Below are 18,718 nucleotides of genomic sequence, written 5' to 3'. Positions count from 1 at the left end.
TGAGTAGAGGTTCAGTTAATACTGAGTTGTTCTTCTTCAACGTCTACTTGGGCTGTGCTGCCTTCTTCGTAGCGACCTGCGAGGATCGCTTTCGCAATGGGTGTTTCCAGTTCCCGCTGAATCGCTCGCTTGAGGGGCCTCGCGCCATAAACAGGGTCATAACCGGCATTGGCTAACCAGTCGGTGGCTTCTTCGCTGATGTTGAGATCGAGCTTGCGTTCACTGAGACGTTGTCTTAATCGTTCTACTTGAAGGCCAATGATTTGGCGCAATTCATCGCGACGAAGACTATGAAAAATGATGGTGTCGTCGATTCGGTTTAGGAACTCTGGACGGAAATGGCTGCGTAGAGCTTCATTGACCCGACTCTCCATCTCTTGATATTGGTTGTCATCACCTCCTAAATCGAGGATGGATTGACTGCCGATGTTGCTGGTGAGAATTAACACAGCATTGGTAAAATCAACAGTGCGGCCTTGGCCGTCGGTGACGCGACCATCATCGAGGATTTGGAGCATCACATTGAAGACGTCTGGATGAGCTTTTTCCACTTCATCAAACAAGATCACCGCGTATGGTCTGCGCCGTATCGCTTCTGTGAGCTGTCCTCCAGCCTCGTATCCCACATATCCGGGAGGTGCACCGATTAATCGGCTCACCGTATGTTTCTCCATGTATTCCGACATGTCGATGCGCACCAAGGCGTCTTCGCTATCAAACAATTGGGCTGCCAAGGCTTTTGACAACTCTGTTTTGCCCACACCGGTGGGTCCCAAAAATAAAAAACTAGCGATGGGTTGATTTGGGTCGCTGAGCCCGGCTCTGGATCGCTGGATGGCGTCGGCTACAGCCGTCACTGCTTGGTGTTGTCCGACGACGCGTTCATGGAGTTGGTCTTCGAGTTTGAGTAGTTTCTCCATCTCGGATTGAACAAGCCTTGCCACAGGAATTCCTGTCCACTTCGCAATCACCTCAGCGATGTCGTCTTCGCTGACCTCCTCTCTTAGCAGTGATTTTTCGCCAGTGTCATCGGTTTCTGCCAAGGCATGTTCCTGGGCGTGCAGTTGCTTTTGAAGTCCAGCGAGCGTTCCGTATTCCAACTCTGCAGCCTTGTTGAGGTCATAACTCCGCTTGGCTTGTTCCACCTGTAGTTGCACGCGTTCGATCTCTTCTTTCAGAGCCGAGAGCTCATCAATGGCACCTTTTTCTTGCTGCCATTGAGCATTGAGGGTGCTTTGTTGTTCGGATAATTCCGCAAGTTCTCGTTCCAATCGCTGCAGTCGCTCTTGACTCGCCGCATCAGACTCGCGTCCTAACGAGAGCTTCTCCATTTCTAACTGAAGGATTTTGCGATCGATTTCGTCGATCTCCTCTGGTTTGGAGGTGATCTCCATCTTAAGCCTGGCGGCTGATTCATCCACAAGGTCGATCGCTTTGTCTGGAAGGAAGCGATCGGCGATGTATCGACTACTCAAAACGGCTGCTGCTACGAGCGCGCTGTCTGCAATGCGGACGCCGTGGTGCACTTCGTAGCGCTCTTTAAGTCCACGCAAAATTGAAATGGTGTCTTCAACGGTGGGTTGATCGACCAGCACTTGCTGAAAGCGACGCTCTAGGGCGGGGTCTTTCTCGATGTGTTGTCTGTGCTCGTCCAGGGTGGTGGCCCCGATGCAGCGCAGTTCGCCTCGCGCAAGCATGGGCTTCAACAGGTTGCTGGCGTCCATGGCGCCACCGGTGGCACCTGCACCGACCACGGTGTGAATTTCATCGATGAACAACACAATTTGTCCTTCGGAGTTGGTGACCTCCTTGAGCACGGCTTTAAGGCGTTCCTCAAATTCACCGCGATATTTGGCTCCAGCGATCAGTGCTCCCATATCGAGGGCGATCAACTGACGATTTTGCAAGGCTTGAGGCACATCCCCATTGACGATGCGTTGGGCAAGCCCTTCCACAATCGCTGTCTTGCCGACCCCTGGTTCACCAATCAGGACAGGGTTGTTTTTGGTGCGTCGGCTGAGGATTTGAATCGTTCTGCGGATTTCTTCATCACGACCAATCACCGGATCGAGCTTGCCGTCTCGGGCAGCGCTCGTGAGATCTCGACCATATTTTTCGAGAGATTCGTAGGTTCCCTCTGGGTTTTGGTCGGTCACTTTCTGACTGCCACGCACGGCATTAATGGCGGTTTTTAAACGAGAGCTATCGGTGCCAGCTTGGCTAAGAAGCTGACGGCCACAGCGACCATCGTCGGCGAGGGCCAGCAGCAGATGCTCAATTGAAATAAAGCTATCGCCATAACTTTGCTTCAGCGTTTCAGCGCGATCGAGCAAGGCATTGAGGCCTTTGCCTAGAAACACCGAGTCTGGGGCGTTGGTGAGTGAGGGTTGCTGACTGAGATAGGTCTCTACAGCCGTTTGCAGAGCGGGTGGAGACACCCCAGCCTTATCGAGGATCCGGCCAGCCAAACCTTCTTGGTCCAACAAAGCCCGCAACAGGTGCTCACTTTCAAGCTGTTGATGCCGGCGGTTTTGCGCCAGCTGCTGGGCTGACATGATCGCGGACCAGGCTTTTTCGGTGAATAGTTCGGCTGTGGGTTGCATGGCGATTTCTACGTTTTATTGCTTGGAACCGTATGTGGATCTTTTGCATTTGTAGAGCGGAGAACCGATCCGGCTCGGTCGGTCTTTGCGCCACCATGCGGTATCCCGACCTGCACTTGTAGGGTCAGCCGATCCTCAACGTTGAATGGGAGATAGGGATGGCAACAGATTCAGCTTTGGTCAAGGCTTTGGTGGAGCGTGTCCATGCCGTGTACGGAGCCGAACTGAGTGATGTGGAGCGCAAGTGTTGGACCGTGGTGCATGAACATCACCATGGCGCCATGCCTACGGAATACGACATCCGGGAGATCGACGAGGATCTGTATCTTGCGGTGCTGGAGGCAGTTCGCAGTTAATTTGAAGGCCCCTCAGGAACTCAGGGGAGTTGTCTCAATAAATGATGCGTTACCAATATCCGGCAATAATTCTATTGTCTATAATTGAGGATTTATGGAATGCGGCACTGTATTATGTGTATTAAGCTCTAGAAGTATTTCTCAGTATTCACTTCGTAAAAGATCAATTTGTTGTAGGGAGCATAGAGTTGTTAGTGACTCTTTTGGCGGAATAGATTAATTGCTTAGATGGCTCTCTTGGCTTGAACGAAGAGCGCTGATTTGTTGCTGCGAAGATTTTGAAAGCTGAAAAGTGCTGATCTATACCTCTTCGTTAGATAGAGTTTCTGCTTTCATATGCTCATGTGATTGATTTTGGATGTCCAGATGGATAGCCATTCAAAGCATTTGCTCGTTTGTCGCTTTCGAAAAATTCGTGCCATCGGCTAAGTGCCTCTTGGCGTTGACCAATTGGACGGGTTGCCATGATCAGTCCTGCCTCGACAAGGGCTCCAGAGCCGGCCTCAGGCATTTCTAAGCGCACTTGCTGTAGGGCTTCGTCATGCTCTGTTCTCCAGGTCTCTCCATTGTTTTGATATTCCTCCCAGGCTTGGGCATAGGTCATTTCGCTGGGGCTTGGTAGGTTGTTGACGTCAGTCATTTCTTTGTTTCTAGTTCTGCGAACCTAACTTTAGTCATTCATTGCTTGGCAAGAGCTTTTATTGTTTAGTATTTATTCTTGAATGTTTCTAGTGTTTTGCTTTTGTGCGGATCATTTGTTGGTTAAGACCTTGCATTCTGATATCAAGCTTTCGCGCTTGACATTTCTGGTCGTAGTGCTGTCATCATCAATACATTTTCATGTAAAAGCGGTTTTGTTAGGTCTTTGAGGAATGGGGAGCGCGAATTCTAGTCATCTTTTGTTGTGATCTCTGTTGTGCTTGTTGGCAGTTGCTCGCGTAGTTCTACCGCCTTTCCCCAGGAACTCTGAAAATAATCCCCCCTCTTTTTCTGTTTGTGCTCAACTCTTTTGCGGTCCATATCCGTGTCATGGTTTGGGATGTTGGTTGCTAACTAAAGTTGGAGATTCCTAAAGAGGTAATTTGCGTTTTACGCCCATCGATTGGGTGATCAATCCTTGAATGTGGACTTTAGGCATCCTGCCAAGGCGACTCTTTCTGCCTACCAATCTTCCCCTCAGATTATTGAAGTTCTTAGGCTTTAGGTGACTCCAGCTTAGATTTAATGCCGGATCAGTACTGTTGAGCCTGCCTTCACAGTTCCTTGCAATCTTTAACATGTAATGCTGGTAATAGATGAAGCTACAACTTGGAATGCTTGTTTGTAGCAGCTTGTTTGCCTCTTTTATGGGAAGCCTCTCCTCGATGACAGTATTTGCTACGGAGACAATGTCATCCGTGAGAATTGTCCCGATTGCGGTTGCTGCATCTAGGTCGAAGCCGGAACGATGCCATCGGCTGAGTGATCTCTTAGCTTAGGGAAAATGGTACTGATCTCGATGAAGCCTAAACAGATTGGAGCTCTTCGCAGGGCTGGTATTTACTTTGTTGTGGGCTATGGAGGCTTGGTTCTCATTAATAACAGTGGTCTGCAGCTCGACAACATGTGGGTTGCCTACTTGCCGATGTTTATTGCTGTTTATTTCTTCTCACGTTGGGCTGATGCCAAGATTGAGAGCCGCTCGAGCAACCAATCTGACGATTGATTTTTCGATGTTGCCTAGTGGTGGCAAGCTGCTCTGAATCGGTCGGCATGGCTCGTGGCTGCATGCTTGGTTTTGCGGCCTGAGACACGTTTACGCCAGCTACGGAAGGATCCTGGTTTTAACGACTGGCGCATCAAGCTGATCACATCTTTCTCCCTCAGACCGAACTGATATTCAATCGCTTCAAAGGGTGTGCGGTCTTCCCATGCCATCTCAATGACCCGATCCAACTGTTCGCTAGTCATTGCATTTGCTTTGATCAACGCCTGATGTCGCTCCAGAGTTATCAGGATAAAGGTGAGATATGTACGCCGTGATGTAGAGGGTTGTCCGGTTATTGGATCGTGCTCTGCTCGAACCATTTGCTGATGGCTTCGGCTTGAGGGTCTTGGTTGAGGTCGTCTAGGCACAATGAGAAACCTAGTCTTTTGCCAAGCGCAACGATGTCTTTTGTTTCAATACAGACGCTGAGTTCCCGTTGAAGAGCTGGACTGCGTTCTGCAGCACGCAAGAAATCTTTCCAACCCTCTCGGCTCATCGCTGCCAGCCTTTTTCAGCCTTGAGTTCTACGTAGGCGGCTACATCAATGATGTCTTGTTCGCTCAATTTTCCTTCAAACGAGGGCATCGCATTCTTTCCATTTTCAATTTGGTGCTCGATGGCCTCAATGTGATCGTCGCCGTACTCATTGAGATGAGCTTGAAGATCCCTTTGACTCAATGTTCTGGAGGCACTGATCACATTGCCACCACCCATGTGGCATGCAGCGCAATTCGCAGAAAAGAGTTGCCCACCATGTTCGACGTCAACGCCAGAAGTGCTGGCCACCGCAACTGCAGGTGAGACTCCCAACAGGTTGAGGCCGATGCAAAGCAGCAATGCGAACAGGGACATGGGATGGAGCATCACCACCAACTTCAATTTCTACAACCCTATCCATTTCGGTTGACAAAAAAAGAGCCCGGTGAGCATCTGTTAAAACGCTCGCCGGACTTGTGTTCAACTGCTGATCTAAGCGATCACTCAACGATAACTTTGCCAACCATGCCAGCACCACGGTGGGGCTCGCAGTAGAAGTCAAAAGTTCCAGCTTCAGTGAAGGTTTCTTCCCATGATTCGCCGGGAGCAAACGCTAGATCGCTGTGGCTGAGCTCGTCGTGGCCATCAAAAACGGCGTTGTGAGGTGCCAGCTTGTTGTTGACAAATTTGACGGTGTCACCAGCTTTGATGTTGAGGGTGCTGGGTTCGAATGCAAGCATGCCGGAATCTGTACCGAGCTTCACTTCAACAGTGGCAGCATTGGCTGTACCAACACCGATACCCAGGACGAGTGCCAAAGCAATCGCGGCTGAGAGGAGAGAACGCAAACGGCTGATCATGAGCTCATAAACACTGTTGTGAGTTTAACGCTGTTCAGATGCTTCCACGATGTGGAAGTCCTGAATTCATCAGAACTGTTTCAAGGTCTGGTCCATAGCTTCGACCACCGAAGCGTTCAGGCTGGGTAACGGGATCATGAACGAAGTGACGTTGATGAATTGAAAATCGATCCCATGCGTTGATTTCGATGGGAAGGATTTTGATCAGGCCTTCAATTAACCAGCTCCAAAGGGGTATCCCAGGAGTTCGCGACACACCTCTCCAGCGACAGAGCGTGGCAACGGCATCGTTCACGCTGATCCACGGTTGTCCCATCACGATTCTGCGGACCGGTCCCTGCCCAGGTTCTGGATTGGGTTGGTGAGGCGTGGTAGCCAGGATCCCGCAGATTTCAGCAATGTCAGCAGCATGGATGAAATGGAAGCTGGCATCGGCTCTCAGCCAGCGAGCGAGCCATAACCATTTGCTTGCTTCCGCTAAGCCTTCCGTTAGGTAACTGGTCGGGAAGGGACTTGTTCCATCTACCCTTCCGCCGAATACCAGTGTTGGAAACACCGCCACAATGCGTTCAGCCAATGGATGTTGTTCAAGCTCCCTTAGGCATTGAGCTTTGGTTTGGATGTATTCGGTGCCGTAGGCCAGAGCTTCTTGAAGCGGTTGCAGGGAACGATCGAGAATGCTGGCGGTTGAGAAATAGATGATCTGCTCAACGACAGCTGGATTCAGAAGGGCCAGCATCCTTTTGACGGCCACGACATTCACCTGATGGGCACGCTCAGGATCTCCCCATGCAGTAGCCGTATGAATCACCCTGGTCACGGTGGAGAGTTCGCTCGCAAATCGATCTGTTTCACGCAGATCTCCTACTAACAAGCGGACACGTGGTTGATCTGCTGAGATTGCCGAAAGTTTGGCTGGATCTCGCAGCCAAAGCAGCAACTCGGCATCGGAATTTTCCAGGAGCCAAGCCGTTGTGTATTGGCCGACGCAACCACTTGCGCCGGTAATCAAGATTCGAGCGGGTGACGGGATCAATCAGCCCTCCCCGATTCGATCCATCACAGTCTTACCAGCTTCAAAGAATGCGCGGCCATTCTCCTCAGGCGTGCCAGGCAAAATTCCATGGCCAAGATTCAGGATGTGGCGGCGACCACGGGCCTTGCGTACGCAATCATCGATGCGATCGCGAATGGCCTCAGGTGTGCCAAACAGCAATCCAGGATCGACATTGCCTTGTACGCCGATGTGGTCAGGAAGGCGGGCGAGGCCCTCAGCCATATCCACGGTCCAATCCAAAGAAATGATGTCGACACCTGTGCGACCCATTCGTTCTAAAACCCCTGCGCTTCCAGAGATGTAAAGGATGAATGGGGTGTCGGGATGCGTTTGTTTGACGAGATCAACAACTTTTTTCTGATAGGGCGCAGCAAACGTGTCGTAATCGGCGGGGCTGAGTTGCCCTGCCCAGGAGTCAAACATCTGGACAACCTGCGCTCCGGAATCAATTTGATAACGCAGGTAGGTAGCAATCGAAGTCGCGAAGTGATCGAGGAGTTTATGCAGGAGTTCTGGCTCCTGAAAGGCCATCTTTTTGATGACGGCATAGTTCTTGCTGCTTTTTCCTTCCACGACGTATGCCGCCAGGGTCCAGGGGGCGCCTACGAAGCCAAGGACTGCGGCCTGGTTGCCAACGCTGCTGCGCAGCCGGCCCAGGACTTCGCCCACAAAGGGCATGCTCTCTTCTGGCTGCAAAGGCCTGAGCGCTTCAACTTGACTGAGGTTCCTGATTGGATCACCAATTTGAGGGCCTTTGCTCTCAACAATGTCGAACTCGATCCCCATGCCAGGCAGTGGGGTCAGGATGTCTGAGAAAAGGATCACCCCATCAGGCTGGAAGGCCTTAAAGGGCTGCATGGAGATCTCGTACGAGAGATCGGGGTTTTCAGATCGTTCTCGGAAGCTGGGGTGGCGGTCGCGAAGGTCGCGGTAGACCTTCATGTAGCGCCCTGCTTGGCGCATCATCCAGACTGGAGGACGCTCTACCGATTCTCCGCGGGCGGCACGGAGCAGTAGGGGCAGGGTGTCGCTCATGAATGCGTGAAGATCCAGGCGGCAACCTACCTGACGAAACTGACCAAAACGCTGTGCTTTTCGGCGATTCGGCCAGTTTTGTCACATCACCTGAACCTAATCACTCTCTTTTTTGCTGGCTTCAGCCAAACTTTTCTTGGCATCGTGCTTAAACACCATCACGCTGAGTGGCGGCAGGCAGAGATCCAAGGAATTTTCATAGCCATGGATTCCCCATTCATCGCTTAGCTTCCCACCAAGATTTCCTAGGTTGCTGCCACCGTATTTGGCAGCATCGGTATTGAAGATTTCTTCGTAGAAGCCAGAGATTGGAACTCCCACTTTGTAATGGGAGTGGCTTTGGGGCGTGAAGTTGGCCACGACGACTAACCAAGAGCCACTTGTGCTTTCCCGTCGCATGAAGCTAATCACGGAATGGCGATTGTCATTGCAGTCGATCCACTGGAAGCCGTACTGATCAAAGTCGTCTTTCCAGAGAGCTGGCTCTTGCTTATAGAGCGCGTTGAGTTCTTTCACCATGAGGTGAACACCCGCGTGCGGCTCATAGTTCAGCAAATCCCACTGCAAATCCCCCCAAACGTTCCATTCAGAACGTTGACCGAACTCCATACCCATGAAGATCGTTTTCTTGCCTGGGTGCGTCCACATGTAGGCCAGCAAGGCGCGCGTGTTGGCGTACTTCTGCCAGTCATCGCCTGGCATCTTGTGAAGGAGATGGCTCTTGCCATGCACGACTTCGTCGTGACTAAGGGCAAGCATGAAGTTTTCGGTGTAGGTGTACCAGATCGAAAACGTGATGTTGTTTTGGTGAAACTGGCGGAACCACGGATCCAGCTCGAAGTAATCGAGCATGTCGTGCATCCAACCCATGTTCCATTTGAGATTGAAGCCAAGTCCACCGTTCTCCGTGGGCTGAGTCACCATGGGCCAGGTGGTGGATTCCTCTGCGATAGAGAGAGCACCTGGGAAATGCTCGAACAGAACGTGATTGGCTTGCTGAAGGAAGCGAACGGCTTCGGTGTTTTCTCTACCCCCTTGTTCGTTGGCTAACCACTCACCATCGGGCCGTAAATAATCTCGGTAGAGCATTGATGCCACTGCATCAACCCGGATGCCATCGATGTGGAACTGGTCAAACCAGAAGACGAGATTGGCAACGAGGAAGTTTCTTACCTCATTCCTGCTGTAGTTGAAGATCAGCGTCCCCCATTCCTTGTGCTCGCCAATTCGTGGGTCGGCATGTTCGTAAAGATGGCAGCCATCGAAGAAGGCAAGCCCATGACTGTCTTTGGGGAAGTGGCCAGGCACCCAATCGATGATCACCCCGATGCCCTCGGCGTGGCAGCGATCCACGAAGGCGCGAAATTCGTCGGGAGTGCCGTAGCGGCTTGTGGGTGCATACCAGCCAGTGACTTGGTATCCCCATGACCCATCGAAGGGATGCTCTGTGATTGGCATCAATTCGATGTGGCTGAAGCCTTGCTCTTTGACGTAAGGAATCAGACGATCGGCAAGCTCGGGATAGGTGAGCAGGCGGGCACCTGGTTTTAGATCAGCAGCAGGCACCGGTGGGCGAGGCGTTCCATCGGCTTCGATGAATGGATCGTCGGCGGCGGCGTGAATCCAGCTACCAAGGTGCATCTCGTAAACCGAGATCGGCTGATCGAGAGGGTTGCGTCTGTCTCGGCTGCTGATCCAGGCGTCATCATTCCACTGAAATCCGTCGAGATGACTAACAATCGAGCTGGTATCAGGCCTAACTTCATGCTGAAAGCCGTAGGGGTCAGCCTTCTGATAACAGTGCCCATCTTGGGTACGGATTTCATATTTATAGAAATGTCCTTCCTCAAGCTCAGGAATAAATAGTTCCCAGATACCTCCCAGCCTTTGCTGCATGGGGTGATAGCGGCCATCCCAGGAATTGAGATTTCCGATCACGCTGACGGTGAGGGCGTTCGGTGCCCAGAGGCAGAACATCACACCTTGGATGCCGCCTTGTTGGCATTGGTGGGCCCCCATCCGGCGCCAAATGTGATGGTGATTGCCTTCTGCAAACAGATGGCGATCCATTTCGCCCATCCATTCATGCCGAAAGGCCCAAGGATCGAATTGCTCGTGCTCGAGCCCGCCTCGGCGGATCTTCAATTTGTAGTTATGCCCTGGATCCCTTGAGCATTGAGCTTCGAACACCCATGGGTGATGAGGCGTTTGCATTGAGAGGCGTTCGCCATCGAGGATCATCTCCACGGTTTCTGCTTCTGGAACCCAAGCCCTAACAATCCATTGACCCGACTCCAGCTGTTGGGGCCCCAGAAGAGAGAAGGGATGATCGTGTCGGCATTCAGCCAGCCTCTGGCTGTCCTGAACCATCCAGTCGAGAACAGCGCCGGTCATGCAGGGGGATGGTCTTCGTTAGGCCGGGAGCTTAGGCGGAAAAGCCGCCATGGCTGCATGGATTCGCTCGAGTTTTTGGGATCAGACCAGATCCTCTGAGAAGTCCACGTTGATGATCCGGCCTTGAGCATCGAAAATCACGAACAAGTTGTCGGTCACAGTTCCAAATTCAATGGTGACCAAAACGAGTTGTTGTTCGGCTCCTCTGCTTGAGACAACAGCGTTTTTAACCCGCTTCACTCCACCGAGGATGCGGCTCAATTTGCTCCACTTTCGTTCCAGATCCTCTGGGGAAATTTCTTTTTGAAAATCAAGCGACAGGTAGTAGCGAGCAGCAATCCAGCGTTTTGCGTCGAGATCGCGAACAAATGTCAGGGCGGTTGTCTCGATCGGCAGCGTTTCACCCAGCCATTTCCAGGCCACAAGCTTGCCTTCATCATCAAGAACGAGCAGCAGCTCCTTGCTCCCCTGCTCGGTTTGGGCAATCACATCTACGGTGGTGTCATCGATTCCTGGATAAATCGCTACAACACGCGTGGATTGGATGCGATGGGCCTGATTTAGTCGACCCTTCACTGCTTCAACGGTGGTTGCGTTTTGTAGTGGGGCGGACAGGCGATCAAACAAAGCCTGGGCGTTACGGGTTTGTAGAGCTGTCAGTAAAAAATCTGCTGCCTTGCTGGCCTCACTGGTGCTTAAAGGTGTCCTTGGGGCCAGTGCTCCCTGGGCTAAAAGCTGTTCACCTCGTGCCGCTGGCACCGGGAACGCCTGCAGCATCGGTGCCGCGAGAGCGCAGACCAGAAGGCAGGAGGAGAGCTTCATGAATGTGGGGCAACAATGGAATCAGTTTGCCGGAGTTCATGCGGCTTGGGGAACAAGCAGTGGCGCCATTTGCAGTGTCGCCTCATCCAGCTGTAAACAAAGAGTGATGACACGGCAATCGCTGTTGGGGGGGCCAAAGCGTTGCTTCCCATCGCCTGGATTGATCGCAATCGCTGGCCATGAGGCCCCCGCAAGCGAGAGCCTTAGTCGATCTCCAGGTTGGAAGCTCACAAGCAGTGGTTGTAGTTCGAGCGTGATGTTGATGAATGGGATGTCACTGTCGCTCTCGCTGTGAGTGGCTTGTCGCACTCGCAACACACCTGTTGAGAGTTGCTGCACCTCCTCTTCACCAGCGGGGAGTTTTGATAGTGCAGCGCACAGATCAAAGGCTGGCTGATCGGCGGATACTTTTAATTTCAAAACAGGGCGACCACAAAGCTGGAGCCCCGTTTTGAGTGGCGCGGAACTAAACACGGCCACGTCCGATCGTTGATCCACGATCCTCCGATCGCAGGGCCCAGCCGTAGGACTCAAATGACCACCAACGGCTGGTGCGGGTCGCCACGGGTCATGAACGATGACGCAGGTTCCTGATCCAGGGATGGCTGCATCGAGCAATTGCCCATCTGTGGGATCAAGGCAGGCCAAACCTTGGCTGCTGAGGTGCCAACAGGCACTGGACCATTGGCTTCCGCTTTGACGAGACCAGGTGGCATCGCCTTGATCCCACAGTCTGATCTCTGTTGTCTTGCCTTGGCTGTGGGGCGGAGAATTTTTAAGATGTTGATTGAAAAAATCCAGGAGGAGCTGGTTGGTTTCTGGCCACCACTGCAGATGGGTGGCGGGGCCAATGTGCAGTTCTGGATTGCCGCCGCTGGATCGGGCTGTTGTGAGAAGGTCGAGGAGACCTCGCAGATGGGGATCCCACCACCCTCCGATCAGAAGCATGGGTTTGCGGAGCCAGGCATCCGTTGGGCGATGGAGAGTCCAGCCTTTGGCTTGATCAGCAGGTTGTTGCAACCAGCGCAAGGCCATCCCCTTGGGGTCATGTCGCTCCAAGAGTCCGACTCCCTCGCGCAGATAGCGACCATCGACCAATGCGCTGTGGATCTCGTTCCAGCCGCCTGGATCGTTGCGGCGCTTGGCTTGCAGGGCTGCAAGCTGCAAGCCCCAGCCGAGGCCGAGGTGCCACCAATGAGCGCCGCCTTCGCAACTCCAATGCTCCCGTTCATCCAACCCGCACATGGCTGGTGCCAGGCAATCAGGTGCTGGGCAATCCGGTGGGGCGAGCAATTGGGTCAGCCCTTGGTAAGACAATCCGTAAAGGCCAATGCGGCCGTTGCATTCGGGCCGTTCGCGGAGCCAAGTCAGGGTGGCTGCGGTGTCAGCGGCTTCCTGGCCAAAGCCTTGAAATGTTCCTTCCGAGCTGCCCTGTCCGCGCACGTCTTGGACGACGACTGCAAATCCTTGGTCGCTCCACCAAAGCGGGTGGGGGAGGGTCACGGTGGAAGCAATCGCCCGCCCGTAGGGCTGTCTCATCAGCAGGGTGGGCCATGGACCAGAGCCCTGTGGAGTCCAAATGCGTGACACCAAACTCACCCCATCAGGGGTGATCAATCTCGCGTCTATGAAGCACTGATCAGCGAACATCCGAGCAGTGCAGTCCGATCACATAAGTAGCCAAGATTTCTGCATTACCTGGACTCATGTTGCGTTGATTTGCCAGCTGATTGATGGCTTCAGATGAGAGTGCGGACTGGCCATTGTTGTTCATGGCTTTGAACGACTGGCAGAGCGCTTTGGCTTCCGCTGGGTTTCTCTTCACGCTCTCTAGAAGGCTGGATTGAGCGAACCCTGGTGAAGCGGATATCAATAATGAGAGTGAAAGGAATGGAATCGTCAGCTGGCGCATAAACCAAGTTTTAACGAGACCTTGTTGGAGGGGACGCAAGGTTCCTCCTTGAATAACTGAAACTATTTCAAAGGAGTAAGTCCGGGGCTGCAGCTTGGAGCGGTCAGTTCGTGGTTTGCCTGGCTTTTGCTTGCATGATCCATTGTTTGGCAATCGCAAGATCCACAACCGGAGCTCTGCCACTCCCTAATTGGCGTTCCAGGCGCCCTGTGCAGTTTGTAATCTCCTGCGGCGAAGAGGTTGCGATCGCTGCGACCGTTGCAAAGCCTGCGTGCATTAATAAGGCCGCATCGGCTGGGGCAAGTTCCAAACAGCACACCAATTCAGCGATTCCGCGTAGGCGTTTGAGATTGCGAGCTGTGGATCGCCCCGTTGCGACAAGACGGCTCAGATTTTGATCTGTGAGATCACGGAGCTGCCCCCAGTTGCTGATGCCAGCCTGTTTTAAATCATGCTGCTCATCGCGAAAACCTTGGGGTAACGCATGGAGAGGGGCATTCGCGTTCATCCCTGGCTGAAGTCTCGTTTGGTTTCTCCCAACACAACAGGTCTTGAAGTGCCCTCGCTCACGGCCTGAAGCTGCCGAAGTCGAACGCGCACTTCACGATTGCGACCACCCGGACGGAGGTTTGCAGCGATCTGGTCCAGGGTTGGTGCAATGGCACCGTCTGCAAAATCACTGGAAGCTTGTGCCACGACAAGGTCGGTGCCGTTGTCATACACAATCGGCACTTGTAAAGCTCCTTCCACGCGCACCGGGGGCGAATAGCTGATTGAAAACGCCCAACAACTCACCGCTAACAAGAACGTAAAACTGCTGACGCCAACAAGGCGAAAACGCAGTCCCCAACGGGTCACGAACGCAATCACCGTCAGAACAGATAGGCCGAGGCCACTCCAGGCCAGCCATTTGCTCGAACCCTCCAATAATTCCGGAAGCGGCATGGGCTGGTTAGGGACAAATCTCCTCTCTATATTGCGTCGACCTTGGCAGGGATGACGGTCATCAATGGGGAGCACTGGCAAAGGCGCGATGGCTCCACGAGTGATGATCTCTGGACTAGGTCTCACAGTTGTGGCTGCAGCTGCGGTTTGGCTCACCGCTGACCGATTGATTGCACGGGCTGTGAATGGACTGCGCCCCTCCCTCGAACAGCAACTTTCCATACCTCTGGGGCATCCGATTGAGATCGGCCCTTATCGCGGCCTTGGCCTTGATGGGATCGGGATCGGGCCGATCAGCATTCGTCCTGGAACGAAGGATGCCTCAACCCTTCGTGTTCAGAAACTCAGCTTGGGGATTGATCCTCTCTCCAGCATTCGCCATTTGCGCCTGGTGGTCGTGGCCCGACTGAACGGGGCAACCGTCAACCTAAGCCGCAATCAACAAGGGCAGTTTTGGGTGCCAGGACCAAAGCCAAACGGTGAGTTTCTGCATCGCGTGGACCTTCGTGTTCGGCTTGTCGATCCAGCCAAAATCCGTGTTGAGCCAGCGAACCTTCAGCTTTCTTTGGCGGGAGCTGCGCGCCTTCGTCTCAATGAGAAATGGGCAGATGGTGCCTTCCAAATGGGTCTTCCTGATCGAGGCTCGGTGACGCTGAAAGGGCGGGCTCACTGGGACCGTCCTGAATTTCAGCTAGCGACGCGTCTGAAGCGGATTCGCCTGGACCGCTTGCAAGGGTTGCTCCCCATGGAGCAGCCCATCCAGTTGAGGGGGCAAGTGGGTGGTGATCTCAGTTTCGAATGGAATCGAGGTCAAACCAGCTGTGGTGGTGGACTGTCGGTCGTGGGCTTGAAGGTCAGCGGCAAGCCGCTTCAGCACGCGCTTGCATCCAGACAGCTGCGTCTCCAATGTGATGATGACCGACTCTCGATTCCCCGCAGTCAGTGGCGTTATGGCCCCTATCGGGCAAGTTTGGGCGGACGCCTTCATCTGAATCAGAGCTTTGATTTAAGCGCCACCCTGAAGGAGCTGAATCAGGATAATCAGCTGGCGATGCGCCTTGATGGTGACTGGTCTCAGCCCCGTTTCAACCTTTCAGGGCGATGGCGACTCCCTGAGGCCAATGTCCTGGAGCAACCCATTGCGATTGATCTGCAGGTGCGGGGCGATGGGCGTCGCGCAAAGGCATGGAAAGCCAGCCTCGAAACATTGGCTTTAAAGGCTCCTGGTGTATCGGTAAAGGCGGAGGGTGCGCTGTACCCGCTGCTTGATATCAAAACCAAGCAGCTTCAACTGGTGGGGAAGGCCTGGAAGGGACTGCCTTTGATTCCTGAGCTATTGGGGACGAAAGCCCCTCTCAATGGTGAGTTGCGTGCGTCGGGCCCCAGCCTGTCCCCTCGACTTCAGTTGGCGCTCAAGCAAGACAGCAATCCTTTGCTAGAGCGATGGTCTCTACAGGCCGATTGGTCTTCAGATCAGGGACTGTTGAGTCTGAATCGCTTCAGTAGCCCTCAACTCAATGCAGATGCTGTCTTGCCCCTTCAAATCGGGAAGGGTGGGCTGCAGGTTGGCGCGTTGGAATCCAATGTGCGTGTACAGGACTATCCCCTCAGCAGGATTGGGCCCCTCCTTGGGACGGAGATGGACGGCACGATTGCGGCGGACGGGGAGGTCCGTGGCCCTCTTCAGTCTTTGCAGCCTGACCTTCACCTCGAAATTAATAGTCCTCGTGCAGGTGCTATTCGCCTGGTTGAACGTTGGGAAGGCCGCTTTGAAGGACGCCAGGGTGGTGGTGGACAACTCCAGATGGCATCCGTTGGAGCTGTGATTTCTGGCTCCTTAGATGCTCAATTTGGGGGTAATTGGTTGCCCGAAAGCGTTCGCTTGCAGCGCAGGAACGGTGAGCTCCAGATCAGTGGTAGCCCTGCTCTTTACCGCTGGACAGCCAACGACCTGAGCATGGATGGTTTGGAGTTGGTGTTGCCTCCGAAACAGCGCTGGGAAGGGGTGTATGGACGTTTAAGTGGTTCCGGTGATTTGAGCTTGCAGCCTTGGAGCATGTCGGCCGATCTGAAGCTCGCGCAACCAGGATTGCTGGGAATTCAGTTGCGCCAAGCTCTGCTGACGGCTAAGTACAAAAATGATCGGTATGACGTCAGCGGCGAGCTTTTGCCTCGCGATAGCGGGCAGATCACATTTGAGGCGGATGGATATCGAAACGCTGGACTGAACGCCAAGCTTCAGGCCCGTGGCCTGAGTGCGCGCTGGCTAACAGCTAGTGCGCTCAGCCTCCCGCAACTCTCTCAGTCTCTTCCTCCGTATCAGGGCGATGCCACTGACCTAGGCAGCTTGTTGGTGAATACCTTTGGTGGATCGCTGGATGGTCAGTTGAGGGCCCTTAGAGGATCTCAATTGGCACTAGCAGATGCCCGTCGTCTTCGTAGAGAGAAAGAAGCGTTTCATCCTGAAGATCTACGGGGGCAAGTCGACGCTGTTGTTGATGTTCAGGGGCCAAGCCTTAATCGCCTCGATCTGGATCTCACCGCGCGAGGTCATCTTTGGATCGATGGTGATGACAAAGATATTGCCCTGCAGGTGAAGCCGTTCATCGCTGAGCTCAAGGGTCCCCTGCAGGCCGGTAAAGGAAGCTTTTCTTTGGCACATTTGCCGTTCAGTCTTCTTGCGCTGGTGGCACCCGTCCCTCCAGCTTTGCAAGGGGCCTTGGGGCTTTCAGGTCGCTATCGATTGGGTGAAGGGGCACCGGTCCTGACGACTGAGCTTGTGCTGGAGGAGGCACGTGTTGGCCAGGAGCCGATTGCACTCGATCGTGGTCAGGTTTTGCTTGCTAATGAGACGTTGCAGCTTGATTTGGCTTTGCGGGCAGAGGGGGCTGAGGAGCCGCTGACGGTGATTGGGCAAGTCCCCTTGAAGTCCGATCGACCCTTGGACGTCAGGGTTGAAAGTCATGGTGATGGTCTTCACTTCCTGGCTGGATTCTCGAGAGATGTGGTCGCTTGGAGTGAGGGAAATACCGATCTCCGCTTGTTAATTGGCGGCAGTCTTCTGGCCCCGGAGGCCAATGGATTCATCGTGATGAATGATGGAAAATTTGTTGTTCGAGACCAAATTATTAGCAAGGTTAAAAGTTCCGTTTTGTTTGACTTTGATCGGTTAGAGGTGCAGGAATTCAAGGGTCGAATTGGTCGTTCAGGAACTATTCAGGCCAGTGGCGCTCTGAAATTATTTAAGCCTGCGCCTGAAGACGTTCCATTGGCGATCACCGTTAAGAAGGCGAGAATCAAGGTGCCTACCGCGGATGTAGCTCTTGCTGCTGACCTTCGCGTGAATGGAGCACTTGTAAGCCCCGATTTGCAAGGGGATCTTCAGGTGAGTGATGGGGCGATTACTCCCGAACCATCTTTGTTCTCAAGATTTAAGAAGAGTGATGGAAAGAGTGGAGATACAAATGATCCGTTAGTTGCCGGACCTTTAGTTTCAGCCAATGCTCTTCTCGAAGAGGATTGGGATTTCAAGGAACCTCTTGTCTTGCTCGGCCCCAATGTTGAGGAGGACCCAAATAAGAGCCTTAAAGCCTCTATCCCCAGGTTGTCTTTTATCACTTTTGATGAATTTCGGGTTCGGTTTGGACCTGGTTTGAAAGTTCAAGTAAAACCTGTCACCAATTTGCCTGACTTGGCTAATTTCACCACAGCAGGATTAATCTCTGTCAACGGTCCTTTGGATCAAGACATTAAATTAAGAGGTGTTCTGCAATTGCTCACAGGGCGTGTTTCGGTGTTTACGAGCACCTTTAACTTGGATCGCAAAGCTCCGAATGTGGCAGTTTTCACGCCTTCGCAGGGTCTGATGCCTTACGTGGACATCGCCATGGAGACGAGGGTCTCAGACAGTGTGAATCTTGGGATTGGTAGTAATACGTCGAACACAACCGTCTTTGATGCCAATGGCACAGGAACCCTTGGTGCTGGAGGTCAATTGCGTTTGGTAAAAGTGATGCTCCAGGCTGAAGGGCCTGCCAATCGCCTCTCCGACAGCGTTCAGCTTCGTAGCTCTCCGCCGATGTCTCAGCCTCAATTGTTTGGTTTGATTGGTGGAAACTCATTGGCTGGACTTACTGGCGCAGGTGCAGGCACTGCTCTAGCGGCGGTGCTTGGCCAATCACTGCTTTCGCCTGTGTTGGGTACGTTTACTGATGCTTTTAACCAAAGGCTTCAATTTGCTTTCTACCCCACATATGTGACGCCTACTGTTGATAACAAAGGTGAAAGGGTTTCGGGTCGTGTTCCGCCTCAATTGGCAATTTTGACTGATTTTGGAGTGAATATTACTGACCGTTTTGATTTGTCTTTTCTGGCTGCACCCAACCGCAATGATATTCCTCCCCAGGGAAGCCTTGGATATCAAATAGATCCAAACTTGAGTATTTCTGGATCTGTTGATGCACAGGGCACTTGGCAAAGCCAACTGCAGCTTTTCTTTCGGTTTTAGGTC

Annotated in this window: 17 protein-coding genes; 3 read left to right on the top strand and 14 right to left on the bottom strand. The window is 53.0% G+C overall.

Features of this window, described 5'->3' with window-relative positions; genetic code table 11:
• Positions 1–11 precede the first annotated feature (11 nt).
• Positions 12–2,603, bottom strand: a complete 2,592-nt coding sequence (gene clpB, locus SynMVIR181_RS08635; RefSeq protein ID WP_186588952.1) for an ATP-dependent chaperone ClpB — start codon at positions 2,601–2,603, stop codon at positions 12–14.
• A 158-nt stretch (positions 2,604–2,761) separates the two neighbouring features.
• Between clpB and SynMVIR181_RS08630 the strand changes: the two genes are divergently transcribed.
• Entirely contained in the window at positions 2,762–2,959 is a 198-nt protein-coding gene (locus SynMVIR181_RS08630; protein WP_186588951.1) for a hypothetical protein, read from the top strand.
• A gap of 340 nt (positions 2,960–3,299) precedes the next feature.
• On the opposite strand, the gene SynMVIR181_RS08625 is transcribed toward SynMVIR181_RS08630, so the two are convergent.
• Positions 3,300–3,599, bottom strand: a complete 300-nt coding sequence (locus SynMVIR181_RS08625) for a hypothetical protein (RefSeq protein ID WP_186588950.1) — start codon at positions 3,597–3,599, stop codon at positions 3,300–3,302.
• Between the two features lie 858 nt (positions 3,600–4,457).
• Here SynMVIR181_RS08625 and SynMVIR181_RS08620 point away from each other — a divergent pair.
• Positions 4,458–4,664, top strand: coding sequence for a hypothetical protein (locus SynMVIR181_RS08620; protein ID WP_186588949.1), 207 nt, complete (start codon positions 4,458–4,460; stop codon positions 4,662–4,664).
• Positions 4,665–4,678: 14 nt separating this feature from the next.
• Here SynMVIR181_RS08620 and SynMVIR181_RS08615 read toward each other — a convergent pair whose 3' ends face one another.
• The 12 genes from SynMVIR181_RS08615 to SynMVIR181_RS08560 form a co-directional block, all read right to left on the bottom strand.
• On the bottom strand, positions 4,679–4,909 hold the full coding sequence (locus SynMVIR181_RS08615; protein ID WP_186588948.1) for a TIGR03643 family protein: 231 nt from the start codon (positions 4,907–4,909) through the stop codon (positions 4,679–4,681).
• An 89-nt stretch (positions 4,910–4,998) separates the two neighbouring features.
• Positions 4,999–5,202 carry a Nif11-like leader peptide family natural product precursor gene (locus SynMVIR181_RS08610; protein WP_186588947.1) on the bottom strand — a complete coding sequence of 68 codons (204 nt, stop codon included), beginning with the start codon at positions 5,200–5,202 and terminating at the stop codon, positions 4,999–5,001.
• Positions 5,199–5,570 carry a c-type cytochrome gene (locus SynMVIR181_RS08605; protein ID WP_186590583.1) on the bottom strand — a complete coding sequence of 124 codons (372 nt, stop codon included), beginning with the start codon at positions 5,568–5,570 and terminating at the stop codon, positions 5,199–5,201. Before SynMVIR181_RS08605 ends, SynMVIR181_RS08610 begins: the two co-directional genes overlap by 4 nt.
• A gap of 113 nt (positions 5,571–5,683) precedes the next feature.
• Positions 5,684–6,043, bottom strand: coding sequence for a plastocyanin (petE, locus tag SynMVIR181_RS08600; protein ID WP_186523319.1), 360 nt, complete (start codon positions 6,041–6,043; stop codon positions 5,684–5,686).
• A gap of 34 nt (positions 6,044–6,077) precedes the next feature.
• A complete protein-coding gene (locus SynMVIR181_RS08595; protein WP_186588946.1) occupies positions 6,078–7,079 on the bottom strand; it encodes an NAD(P)-dependent oxidoreductase in 1,002 nt (333 codons plus the stop codon).
• Positions 7,080–8,135: a uroporphyrinogen decarboxylase gene (hemE, locus tag SynMVIR181_RS08590; RefSeq protein ID WP_186523317.1), complete on the bottom strand. Its 1,056-nt coding sequence runs from the start codon at positions 8,133–8,135 to the stop codon at positions 7,080–7,082.
• A 96-nt stretch (positions 8,136–8,231) separates the two neighbouring features.
• Entirely contained in the window at positions 8,232–10,529 is a 2,298-nt protein-coding gene (glgB, locus tag SynMVIR181_RS08585) for a 1,4-alpha-glucan branching protein GlgB (RefSeq protein ID WP_186588945.1), read from the bottom strand.
• A gap of 81 nt (positions 10,530–10,610) precedes the next feature.
• Positions 10,611–11,351 (bottom strand): DUF3887 domain-containing protein, encoded by a 741-nt coding sequence (locus tag SynMVIR181_RS08580; RefSeq protein WP_186588944.1) that lies wholly within the window; start codon positions 11,349–11,351, stop codon positions 10,611–10,613.
• Between the two features lie 36 nt (positions 11,352–11,387).
• Entirely contained in the window at positions 11,388–13,001 is a 1,614-nt protein-coding gene (locus SynMVIR181_RS08575) for a CocE/NonD family hydrolase (RefSeq protein ID WP_186588943.1), read from the bottom strand.
• Positions 12,991–13,263 carry a hypothetical protein gene (locus tag SynMVIR181_RS08570; RefSeq protein ID WP_186588942.1) on the bottom strand — a complete coding sequence of 91 codons (273 nt, stop codon included), beginning with the start codon at positions 13,261–13,263 and terminating at the stop codon, positions 12,991–12,993. Before SynMVIR181_RS08570 ends, SynMVIR181_RS08575 begins: the two co-directional genes overlap by 11 nt.
• Before the next feature lie 103 nt (positions 13,264–13,366).
• Positions 13,367–13,771, bottom strand: coding sequence for a DUF4332 domain-containing protein (locus tag SynMVIR181_RS08565; protein ID WP_186588941.1), 405 nt, complete (start codon positions 13,769–13,771; stop codon positions 13,367–13,369).
• Positions 13,768–14,208 (bottom strand): Ycf51 family protein, encoded by a 441-nt coding sequence (locus SynMVIR181_RS08560; protein WP_186588940.1) that lies wholly within the window; start codon positions 14,206–14,208, stop codon positions 13,768–13,770. Before SynMVIR181_RS08560 ends, SynMVIR181_RS08565 begins: the two co-directional genes overlap by 4 nt.
• Positions 14,209–14,272: 64 nt before the next feature.
• Here SynMVIR181_RS08560 and SynMVIR181_RS08555 point away from each other — a divergent pair, with 64 nt between their 5' ends.
• Positions 14,273–18,715, top strand: coding sequence for a translocation/assembly module TamB domain-containing protein (locus tag SynMVIR181_RS08555; RefSeq protein WP_255444226.1), 4,443 nt, complete (start codon positions 14,273–14,275; stop codon positions 18,713–18,715).
• Positions 18,716–18,718 lie beyond the last annotated feature (3 nt).

The organism is Synechococcus sp. MVIR-18-1 (assembly GCF_014279835.1).
Lineage (GTDB): Bacteria > Cyanobacteriota > Cyanobacteriia > PCC-6307 > Cyanobiaceae > Synechococcus_C.
The sequence above is the reverse complement of the archived record's forward strand: the minus strand, read 5'-3'. Positions and strand labels throughout refer to the sequence as shown.